The 10,381-nt window shown below is 34.2% G+C and carries 11 protein-coding genes; 9 read left to right on the forward strand and 2 right to left on the reverse strand.

Annotated elements, in window-relative coordinates; translation table 11 throughout:
* The first annotated feature begins 75 nt into the window (after positions 1 to 75).
* The 8 genes from EDD63_RS10760 (at position 76) to EDD63_RS10795 (ending at position 5,731) form a co-directional block, all read left to right on the forward strand.
* Positions 76 to 1,428 carry a BglG family transcription antiterminator gene (locus EDD63_RS10760; protein WP_279586087.1) on the forward strand — a complete coding sequence of 451 codons (1,353 nt, stop codon included), beginning with the start codon at positions 76 to 78 and terminating at the stop codon, positions 1,426 to 1,428.
* Position 1,429: 1 nt separating this feature from the next.
* Positions 1,430 to 1,750, forward strand: coding sequence for a PTS lactose/cellobiose transporter subunit IIA (locus EDD63_RS10765; RefSeq protein WP_134171316.1), 321 nt, complete (start codon positions 1,430 to 1,432; stop codon positions 1,748 to 1,750).
* Positions 1,751 to 1,794: 44 nt separating this feature from the next.
* A complete protein-coding gene (locus EDD63_RS10770) occupies positions 1,795 to 1,989 on the forward strand; it encodes a hypothetical protein (RefSeq protein WP_134171318.1) in 195 nt (64 codons plus the stop codon).
* Complete coding sequence (locus tag EDD63_RS10775) at positions 1,986 to 3,089, forward strand: PTS sugar transporter subunit IIC (protein WP_134171319.1); 1,104 nt, start codon at positions 1,986 to 1,988, stop codon at positions 3,087 to 3,089. The genes EDD63_RS10770 and EDD63_RS10775 overlap by 4 nt, the downstream gene beginning before the upstream one ends.
* Complete coding sequence (locus EDD63_RS10780) at positions 3,079 to 4,110, forward strand: ADP-ribosylglycohydrolase family protein (RefSeq protein WP_134171320.1); 1,032 nt, start codon at positions 3,079 to 3,081, stop codon at positions 4,108 to 4,110. Before EDD63_RS10775 ends, EDD63_RS10780 begins: the two co-directional genes overlap by 11 nt.
* Positions 4,107 to 4,418, forward strand: a complete 312-nt coding sequence (locus tag EDD63_RS10785; protein ID WP_134171321.1) for a PTS sugar transporter subunit IIB — start codon at positions 4,107 to 4,109, stop codon at positions 4,416 to 4,418. The genes EDD63_RS10780 and EDD63_RS10785 overlap by 4 nt, the downstream gene beginning before the upstream one ends.
* A gap of 34 nt (positions 4,419 to 4,452) precedes the next feature.
* The gene (locus tag EDD63_RS10790) at positions 4,453 to 5,298 is read left to right on the forward strand and encodes a YitT family protein (RefSeq protein WP_134171322.1); all 846 of its coding nucleotides are present in this window, start codon (positions 4,453 to 4,455) and stop codon (positions 5,296 to 5,298) included.
* 178 nt (positions 5,299 to 5,476) lie between these two features.
* The gene (locus EDD63_RS10795) at positions 5,477 to 5,731 is read left to right on the forward strand and encodes a CPF_0552 family protein (RefSeq protein ID WP_134171323.1); all 255 of its coding nucleotides are present in this window, start codon (positions 5,477 to 5,479) and stop codon (positions 5,729 to 5,731) included.
* Between the two features lie 33 nt (positions 5,732 to 5,764).
* Here the strand turns inward: EDD63_RS10795 and EDD63_RS10800 are convergent, their stop codons facing one another.
* Positions 5,765 to 6,766: a cell envelope integrity TolA family protein gene (locus EDD63_RS10800; RefSeq protein ID WP_134171324.1), complete on the reverse strand. Its 1,002-nt coding sequence runs from the start codon at positions 6,764 to 6,766 to the stop codon at positions 5,765 to 5,767.
* Positions 6,767 to 7,032: 266 nt separating this feature from the next.
* Between EDD63_RS10800 and mnmG the strand changes: the two genes are divergently transcribed.
* Positions 7,033 to 8,880, forward strand: coding sequence for a tRNA uridine-5-carboxymethylaminomethyl(34) synthesis enzyme MnmG (gene mnmG / locus EDD63_RS10805; protein ID WP_134171325.1), 1,848 nt, complete (start codon positions 7,033 to 7,035; stop codon positions 8,878 to 8,880).
* Between the two features lie 37 nt (positions 8,881 to 8,917).
* Here mnmG and ilvA read toward each other — a convergent pair whose 3' ends face one another.
* The gene (gene ilvA, locus EDD63_RS10810) at positions 8,918 to 10,147 is read right to left on the reverse strand and encodes a threonine ammonia-lyase (protein ID WP_134171326.1); all 1,230 of its coding nucleotides are present in this window, start codon (positions 10,145 to 10,147) and stop codon (positions 8,918 to 8,920) included.
* Positions 10,148 to 10,381: the final 234 nt, after the last annotated feature.

The raw sequence follows: 10,381 nt of genomic DNA on the forward strand, positions 1-10,381 counted from the left end.
ACCATCACAAGAAATGCTTTAAAGACACATAAATTATTCAGTACTTATCAGTGATTTATCGAGACTTGGTATGCACTGGTTGAATTAAGCCTAAATGAATCAAATATACGAATTAGTGATGTGACATATCATAATCTACTGATTCACATTTATATCGCAATGATACGAATTAAGGAAGGGCACTATGTCCCGATGAATATAGAACAGTTAAAAGATATGAAAAATAGTGAAGAATATCTATTAGCTGTGAATGTAGTTAGTGAGTTAGAACAAGTATTTGATATAGAAATACCAGATTCAGAAGTCGGTTATTTAGCAATTCATTTCTCGGGAAAACAGTTTATTGAAATAAAACCAGGGGAAGAGAATTTTGTGATTACTTCAAAAATTGATGGAATTGTAAAACACATTCTTTCTGAAGTGAAAAGCAGTTATAATATCGATTTTACTAATGATTTTGAGTTGCGAATGAGTTTAGCATTACATTTAGTCCCTATGGATATACGCTTAAAACACGATATGTTTTTAAGAAATCCATTATTGGGAGAAATAAAACAAAGATATACATTAGCCTATATGTTAGCAACATCAGCATGTGGTGTCCTAAAAAAACACTATAAAAAAGATATTTATGAAGATGAAATTAGCTACATCGCTTTACATTTCAATCTTGCTCTAGAAAGAAATAGAAGTACGATCGCAAAGAAAAACATTGTGATTGTATGTGCAACAGGTCGAGGGAGTTCATCTTTGTTGGTGTATCGCTTTAAAGAAGAAGTTGGAGCCTACTTAAATCGAATTGAGGCGTGTGATGTTGGTCAATTAAAGTATTTTGATTTTGATCGCGTGGATTATGTAATTACAACTGTTCCAATTCCGTTTAGTGTACCTAAACCTATTTTGGAAGTGCAGTTTTTCTTAGATGAAGGAGATGTAAAAGCACTAAAGAACTTCTTAAGTGGCAAGACGACATTCTCATTTAGTGAGAAGTTTGATTCGCGATTGTTTATCAGTCATTTATCGGCATCAACTAAAGAAGAAGTCATTAGAAAAATGGTAGATAGAATTAAAGAAGTAAAAACGATACCGAATAATTTTTATGATTTAGTTATGAAAAGAGAAAGCATGGCAGTAACAGCGTTTGGAAATCTTGTCGCAATTCCACATCCTTGTGAAGTGATTGGTGATGAAACATTTGTCTGTATTGCTATTTTGGATGAACCAATAATTTGGGAATCAGTCGAAGTACAATTCATCTTTATGATGTCAATGAAGAAAGATCGAGATGAAAACATGGAAGCTTTTTCAACTATGATTTCTAGGTTATTACTAAATCCTGCCTATATACAAAAGATGATCCAAACAAGAGATTATCAAACATTGGCAAATTGTTTTAATCAAATAGAAGAAGAAATGAGGAGTGAATAATATGGATGAGGTTTATGAAGTGTCATTTCAACTTATCTTAGCTGCAGGAAATTCAAAATCTGAATCAATGATAGCGATACGAAATGCAAGAGAAGGTAAATTTGATGAAGCACTAGAACATGTAAAAAATGCACAAGAATCTCTGACAGAAGCACATCAAATTCAAACGGATTTGATTCAAGGAGAAGCTAGAGGAGAGAAGTGTGAAGTAACCTTAATTATGGTACATGCACAAGATCATTTAAACATGGCGTTACTGACAATGGATCAAGCAAAAGAAATGATTCATTTGTATAAAGAAATATATGAATTAAAAAAATAAGGGATAGATTACGTGTATATAAAGAGAGAGAATAGGAGATAAACATGAATAAATTTGTTACAACATTACAGAAAATTCTAATGCCTATTGCGAATAAAATGAATAAGAATAATTATATTAAAGCAATGCGTGATGGGTTTATGTTAGCTTTACCGTTCACAATGACCGGATCAATTTTAACTGCGTTAGCAAGTATGCCGTTTTTATCGGATATATTATCTGCTTCAACTTTACAATGATTAATACATTTGTCGCACCATCTTCGGTGTATTCAAATAGTATTTATTCACTATTTGTGGTTGTTGGGATTTCGTACAGTTTGGCAAAAACTTATGGAATTAATCGCATTCACTGTGCAATGACCGCATTAGTAAGTATGTTAATTACAATTCCAACATCAATCATCACAGAGAGTGGAGAAGTGGTAGAAGGAGCATTATCACATTCACAACTTGGATCATCTGCAATTTTTACGGCAATGATTATGGCATTTGTAATTACTGAATTATATCGATGGGCAGTTAATCATAAATTAACGATTAATTTACCTAGTAGTGTGCCAGCATCAATTCAGGATTCATTTACATCATTCATACCAGCAACATTATGTATGGTGTTTGCACTAATTATTTGTGCAGTATTTAAACAAACATCTTATGGAACAATTGGTGCATTCTTATTTACAATGCTTCAACAACCATTATCTGTATTAGGAAATAGTCCAATAGCAGCGATTATCGCAGGTGTATTAAATAATATTTTCTGGTTCTTTGGATTGCATGGTCAAACATTAGTGAGCAGTATCTTCTCACCATTTTGGAAACCAGCTGCAGCAGAAAATATTGCTGCACTAGCTGCAGGAAAAGCGTTACCAAACTTAATTTCATCAGGATTTGTGAATACTTGGATTTGGTTTGGTGGATGGATTTCAATTCCACTACTAATTGCGCTTTGGTTATATAGAAAGAAACGTAAAGACTGGGGAGAAGTAATGAAGATTTCCGCAGTACCGGGATTCTTCAATATTTATGAACCGTTGATGTTTGGATTGCCTTTAGTATTAAATCCATTTATGCTTATCCCAATGATTTTAACTCCACTAATTAGTGGAACGGTTGGATATCTTGTAACTGTTTCAGGTATTGTACCATTTAGTACAGGAATAGATTTACCAATTACAATTCCATTAGGACTTAATGGTATTTTAGGATCAAATGATATATTAACTGGGGTCATTCAATTGTTGTGTGTTCCAATCTTGGTTGCTATCTGGTACTTCTTCTTAAAGATTCAAGATAAATCAGAAAGAGAATCAGGAATATATACAGATGAAGCGTAAGAAAATACTTGGTGCATTATATGGAGCAGCTTATGGTGATTCTTTAGGTGCGATTACTGAGTTTTGCACACACGAAGAAATCATACATCATTTTCCAAATGGACTACGTACGTATGAAAAATCAATTAGTGTAATAACTAAAGATATTGAATCAGGTTGTGTAACAGATGATTTTGGTTCTAGTTGCTATGTTATGCAAGAAATTATAAATGAAGAAGGATACTTTCATCGTGATATTGCTTTGAAAGCTATCCTTGCTTGGTCTGAAGATGAAAATGTATTTAAACGATATGCTGGATCAAATACAAAAGCAGCAATTGAACGATTGAAAAAAGGTAGTGTTATAGAGGAGAGAGATAAGTTGTTTCACTTCCAAGGAAAAAACACAAATGGTGGAGCGATGAAAGTAACACCAATTGCTTTGCTTGCTAAACATGATGTAAGTAGAGTCATTCAATATACAAAAGACTTATGCTGGCCAACACATTATAATGCATCAGCAGTTTCAGCAGCAGCAGCAATTGCCTGTGCAATTGCACAAGCACAAAAAGAAACTACGATAGATAGTATAATTCATGAAGCAATACAAGGAGCAACAAAAGCCTGGAATGAAGTAAGTAATGAAGGATATGTCACATTTGGACCGCGAATTGAAAATCGAATACAGTATGCTGTTATGGTAGCAAGAAAGTGTACCACGGATGATGAGCTATTCTCCATATTAAATAATGATATTGGAACAGGTATTTTAGTCAATGAATCAATACCAGCGGTATTTGCAATTTTAGCATATACAGATGGTGATTTTGAAAAGTCTATGTATCTAGCAGTAAATGCAGGTGGTGATACAGATACAATTGCATCTATGCTTGGAGCTATTGTTGGTGGATATCATGGTATAGATGTAATTCCTGAAGAAATTCGTGAGAAAATCAACGAAAAAAACCAAATGATTCACTTAAAAGAAACAATAGAAACATTTACACAAATGCTTCTACATGAAAAGGAGGAAGAAAAATGAGAATTATGTTAGCATGTGCATTAGGGATGTCTACAGGAATGTTGGTAGAACGAATGCGTGAAGAGGCAAAAAAACAAGAAAAAGACTATAAGATTTGGGCTGTAGATACAGCATCAGTCGATAAATATGTTGGTGAGTTTGATGTTTTATTGCTTGGCCCACAAGTGGCATTTGCCTTTGATGAAATTAAAGAAAAATATGATGCAACAACACCAGTAGCAATGATCAAACCTGTAGACTATGGAAGAATGAATGGTGCTTCAGTTTTAAAAGAAGCAGAAGAACTATATACATCAAGACAAGGATAGAAAAAGGAATCATTCCTTTTTCTTTTCATATATAATGAGAAAAAATATAGTAAATACTCTATGGATCATTGTAGGTAATTTCGTACTTGTAATAGGGGTGACTGCATTTTTGTTGCCACACAATATATTATCAGGTGGAATTACAGGGTTTGCAGTAGCAAGCGAATCTATATTTAATGTTGAAAAGGAATATATTATTAATGGATGTATCCTTACAGCGTTTGTACTTGGTGTAATCATACTAGGAAAGCAATTTGCATTAAAAACGGTTGTATCTTCAATTGTATATCCAATATTACTAATGATCATTAAACCATGGATGCCATTTATTGCAGTTGACGAGGCTGTTGCTTCATTGTATGGAGGCATGATCTGTGGTATAGGATTAGGAATAGTTATGCGTTGTGGTGCGAGTACTGGTGGAATGGATGTATTCTCGTTAATTTTAAATAAGCTGTTTCATATAAAGATTAGTCATGCAGTGTTGTTGCTTGATACGTGTGTTGCATTATTAGGTTTTTTTACATGTGGGATTGCATCTGTATTGATTGGATACATTGCGATACTATCTACATCGTTTATGGTTAATAAAGTACTTAATTTTGATACTCATCAAAAGGCGGTAAAAATAATTTCTGATAAACATGAAATAATCAATGCGCAAATACATAAAGAAATACATCGCGGAACTACAATTGAAACCGTCAATGGCGGATACACAGGAGAATCCAAAACAGTGATTTATTGTGTAGTGAAAGCTGATCAATATACAAAGTTGATCCAATTAGTTGATGAAATAGATAATCATGCTTTTATTGTAACTACAAACGCAGTAGAGGCAAAAGGTGAAGGTTTTGATTATATATACTCCAAAACATAAATTTTTTCGACATGACTCATGTTTCATAAGATAAATGATAATTAAAAAATGATAGTAATCCGATTTCAATTGAAATGAAATAGATAATGAATCTAACAGTTCTAACAATTCCATTTGTATTCATGTATTTCTAACTTCTTGTGTGATATATTTGAGATATATAAGGAGGAGTTAAGAAATGGATTGTTATTACATAATTGGACTACGTTTAGCATCAAGAGTACATAATGCAGTAAAATTACAAGAAGTGCTCACGAAATCTGGATGTAACATTAAAACGCGTTTGGGGTTACATGAAACAGATGAAAAATATTGCTCAAATGATGGATTGATCATCATCCAAGCTTGTGGAACAAAAGCTGAAATTGATGATATGATGACTGCCTTTAATGAAATTGAGGGTATCACTGCAAAATTAATGGATTTGAATTAAAAAAGACATCGCTTGATGTCTTTTTTAGATATATTATTCGTTATAGTATTCTGTTTGTACAATGGTTCCACTAAATTCAGCAAGTGATGTAAAAGTACCACTCATCTTTACTGCACCATTAATATTTGGCGTATCAATAATAAACTCAATCATAGAGTTTGTACTATCAATACAACCACCAGTTGTATGGTTGTCACTTTTTTCATCAATCTTCATTACTTTGAATGTTTGTCCAGTCGATGTAGTGAAACGGTATTTAGAACCAATTGGACCATAGTATGAACCTAAGGCAACAGCGATAAAACCGTCATCTGTGCGTAAAAGTCCATCTGATGATACGTTCATATATGAAGTCAAATAATTGTATTGAAGACTACCAACACGAATCATTCGATAATCCATAAATGATATGTTATCTGCGCTAAGGGAACAAGTACCGCTTACGTTATACTTGCTTTCTTCTGCTGCAAGTTGTGCTTCATAAGCTAAGCGAGCTGCTTCTTCTTGTTGGCGACGAAGTTCTTCAGCTTCTTTTAAACGTTTTGCTTCCTCTGCTTTTTGAATTTCAATAGCTTTTGCACCTTGTGTAACTTCAGCTTGAATGGCAAAGCTTGTTGGGCTTTGTTGTGATTCAATACCTCTAAAGTTTTCTGCAACCACATTTTTACGCATAACTGTAGGTGCTTTTTGGATTTGTGTTCCACTTGTATAAACAAGTAATGAACAAACAGTTATGACTGCTACCGTACGTGGTAGTGTAACTTCTACGCCTTTGACGTAGATTAATATATGACGACCTAATGTACGACCATTCATGCGGTCGAATTCAACATGAATGAAGTTTGTTGTTTTGCATAAGACTTGCATCACCTTAGTTACAGAAGTAGATAACAAGTGTTTTGCTGTTCTAATGATTTGAGTACATACGTTACTCAATCTAGTTTTTGAATTGTTAAGAAGTTGCGTCCCACGTGCAACAAGAATCTTTACTTTATCTCCCAAACGGGAGGTGGGTTTCTCAACGTTTCTTTTCATAATAGTATACTCTCCTTTTTCGAAATCTCGATATTTGATTTTTAGCTATTCGAAATATATCTTTCCGTTAGCAAATATGCGCTAACTTTTGGTATTATATTGCATTTTACTATAAAATGCAAATCACTCACCTTTGCATAGGTTTTTACTTATGGTGTTATAACGATATGTATACGTGGAATTCGCAAGTATAAAACAGGCGCAAATAGTTGAAGTATTGACACAATTGGTATATTATAGGAAAGATTTCACAAGGAGGTGTAGACATGGTAGATATTATAGTTGTAGGTGGTGGACATGCAGGTGTTGAAGCTGCTTTAGCAAGTGCTAGAATGCAAAAAGAAACCATCTTATTTACATTATCAAAAGAGAATATTGCGAAGATGCCATGTAACCCTTCTGTTGGTGGACCTGCAAAAGGAATCGTCGTTCGTGAGATTGATGCACTTGGAGGAGAAATGGGGAAAGCTGCTGATGCAACAGCGATCCAATTCAAAATGTTAAATACAAACAAAGGTCCAGGTGTTCGATGTCTTCGTGTGCAAAGCGATAAACTTGCCTATGGTCGTTACATGCAAGATAAAGTTTTACATCAAAAACATCTTACTGTACGAGAAGCGATGATTGAAACCTTACTTACGAAAGATGGAAAAGCAATTGGGGTAAAACTTGCTGATGGAGAAGAAGTATATGCAAAAGTTGTAATACTAACAACAGGTACATACATGAGTGGAAAGATCTTGCTTGGACATAGCGCAACGCCTAGTGGTCCAGATCAAGAACCAACAACGAATGCTTTATCACAATCATTACGCGACTTAGGTTTACAAACGTTTCGTTTAAAAACAGGAACACCGGCACGTGTCAAAACAAATAGCATTGATTTTACAAAAACAGAACCACAACCAGGAACGGATGGATTTGTGGCATTTAGTTATGATACGAAAAAAATCTTAGATTTAGATAAACAGGTATTATGTTACTTAACGTATACAAGTCCATCTACACATGAGATTATCAATGGTAACTTAAAAGAGAGTGCGATGTATTCTGGGTTGGTAGAAGGTGTAGGGCCTAGATACTGTCCAAGTATTGAAGATAAACTTGTACGTTTCCATGATAAAGAACGTCATCAAATCTTTTTAGAGCCTGAAAGTTTAGAATTAGACACAACCTATGTACAAGGTTTTTCAACATCAATGCCTGAACATATTCAAGATTTGATGATTCATTCACTTCCTGGACTTGAAGATGCAATTATTGATAAATATGGATATGCAATTGAATACGATGCAATTGATCCTTTACAAATGAAAGTAAGTTTAGAAAGCAAGATTGTAGAAAACTTATTTACTGCTGGTCAAATCAATGGAACTAGTGGATATGAAGAAGCTGCAGGGCAAGGATTGATGGCTGCTATTAATGCAGTACGTAAACTTGATGGAAAAGAACCATTTGTTTTACGTCGTGATGAAGCATACCTTGGAGTATTAATAGATGATCTTGCCAATAAAGGAACAAAAGAACCATATCGCTTACTTACAAGTCGTGCAGAATATCGATTACTATTACGTCATGATAATGCAGATACACGTTTAAGTGGGTATGGACATGAGATTGGTTTACTTCCACGAGATCGATATGAACGTTTTATTTTGAAACAACAACACATCGTTGAATTAAAGCAATTATTAGAAGAAACGCGCTTTACACCAAAAAGTGAAGTAAATACATACTTAGTAGAAATTGGATACGATGCATTGCATGATGGAACTTCTGCATATGATTTACTTAAACGTCCAAAAGTGGAACTAGCTAGATTGTGTGAATATCTAGGGGTATCATATACGCCTGATGTACTTGAAGCGGTTGAAATTGAAGTAAAGTATGAAGGGTATATCGTAAAAGCAAAAAAAGAAGCAGAACGTATGCTTTCTATGGATAAATTAAAACTTCCAGTAGATATTGATTACCAACATGTGGATAATCTATCATTAGAAGCTAGACAAAAACTAGATCAAGTAAAACCGATTACCGTTGGACAAGCAAGCCGAATTAGTGGGGTAAACCCAGCGGATATTGCAGTCTTAATGATCTATTTAAAAAAGAAATAGAACGAATCAAGTAAACAAAAAAGGATGCATTGCATCCTTACGTACGTTCTTTAACGATTTCAAAGCCTTCCTTCATGAGGGCTTTTTTAATTTCTTCAATATGTTCGTGGTTTTTGGTTTCCATCGTAATTTTTAAGAAACAAGAGTTAATGTCCATTTCTGGATCTCCTGCATCATAATCGATAGCGACAACGTTTCCACCACAATCGCTAATGATTTTACTAACACCTAATAATTGTCCAGGTTTATCAACAAGTGCAATTGTTAGCGCGGTTTTACGTCCACTCATGATGAGTCCGCGTGTAACAACTCTAGATAGAATATTTACATCGATGTTTCCACCGCTAACAATACAAACCACGTTTTTGTGTTCCATTGGAATTTTACCAAACATTTCAGCAGCAACTGCAACTGCTCCAGCACCTTCTGAAAGTAGTTTTTGTTTTTCCAACATCATTAAGATAGCAGCAGCGATTTCATCATCACTAACAGTAATGATTTCATCTACATACTTCATTGTTAAATCATAGGTTAATTCACCAGCTCGCATAACTGCAATTCCATCGGCAAATGTGCTTACTTGGTCAAGTTCAATAATGCTATTTTGTTTACATGCTTCATACATACATGCAGCACCAGCAGCTTGTACACCATACACTTTGATTTCAGGGCGTAAGGTTTTAATTGTGTAGGCAACACCACTAATAAGGCCACCGCCACCAATAGGAACTACAACTGCATCGACATTATCCAATTGGTTTATAATTTCGAAACCAATTGTACCTTGTCCAGCAATAACATCTACATCATCAAATGGATGAATAAATGTATATCCATGTTCTTTATGTAAACGAACTGCTTCTTTGTATGCATCATCGTATGTACCTTTTACAAGTACAATTTGTGCACCAAAGCTTTTTGTTGCTTCTACTTTTGAAATAGGTGCGCTATCTGGCATACATATAATACAAGGAATGTTATTCTTTTGCGCTGCTAATGCAACTCCTTGTGCATGATTTCCTGCGCTACAAGCAATAATTCCTTTTGCTTTCTCAGCTTCTGAAAGTTTGCTAATCTTATAGTAAGATCCACGAACTTTAAAACTCCCCGTTAATTGTAAATTCTCTGTTTTTAAAAACAGGTTATTTGGACTTGGAATATTTGTGGCAGCGATAACGTCAGTTTTACGAATCACATCATTCAGCACACGACGTGCATCTAATACCAAATCAATACTCAAAGATTTGTTTTCTTCATTGTTTGCCATATTCTAGCCACCCCCTTATGTAATGCTACAATTATACCATAAAGGTTATATAAAAAATTGAACAAATTGAATGAATTTGGAGGGATGTTCATAAAGTAAAATGCGAAATTCTATATTTGAATGAAATAAAAAATGAAGTTGTAAATTGTAAAATTAACTTGAAGAAAAAACGGAAAACCAAGTGATAAAAAATCGGAATTGCAATTGATGAATTTTCGGAATTATAACTTGAAG

The organism is Breznakia blatticola (assembly GCF_004365815.1).
Classification (GTDB): domain Bacteria; phylum Bacillota_I; class Bacilli_A; order Erysipelotrichales; family Erysipelotrichaceae; genus Breznakia; species Breznakia blatticola.

Coding starts and splice junctions, on each gene's coding strand:
- EDD63_RS10765 (WP_134171316.1), top strand. CDS start 1,430: ATGGATGAGGTTTATGAAGTGTCATTTCAACTTATCTTAGCTGCAGGA.
- EDD63_RS10770 (WP_134171318.1), top strand. CDS start 1,795: ATGAATAAATTTGTTACAACATTACAGAAAATTCTAATGCCTATTGCG.
- EDD63_RS10775 (WP_134171319.1), top strand. CDS start 1,986: ATGATTAATACATTTGTCGCACCATCTTCGGTGTATTCAAATAGTATT.
- EDD63_RS10780 (WP_134171320.1), top strand. CDS start 3,079: ATGAAGCGTAAGAAAATACTTGGTGCATTATATGGAGCAGCTTATGGT.
- EDD63_RS10785 (WP_134171321.1), top strand. CDS start 4,107: ATGAGAATTATGTTAGCATGTGCATTAGGGATGTCTACAGGAATGTTG.
- EDD63_RS10790 (WP_134171322.1), top strand. CDS start 4,453: ATGAGAAAAAATATAGTAAATACTCTATGGATCATTGTAGGTAATTTC.
- EDD63_RS10795 (WP_134171323.1), top strand. CDS start 5,477: ATGGATTGTTATTACATAATTGGACTACGTTTAGCATCAAGAGTACAT.
- EDD63_RS10800 (WP_134171324.1), bottom strand. CDS start 6,766: ATGAAAAGAAACGTTGAGAAACCCACCTCCCGTTTGGGAGATAAAGTA.
- mnmG (WP_134171325.1), top strand. CDS start 7,033: ATGGTAGATATTATAGTTGTAGGTGGTGGACATGCAGGTGTTGAAGCT.
- ilvA (WP_134171326.1), bottom strand. CDS start 10,147: ATGGCAAACAATGAAGAAAACAAATCTTTGAGTATTGATTTGGTATTA.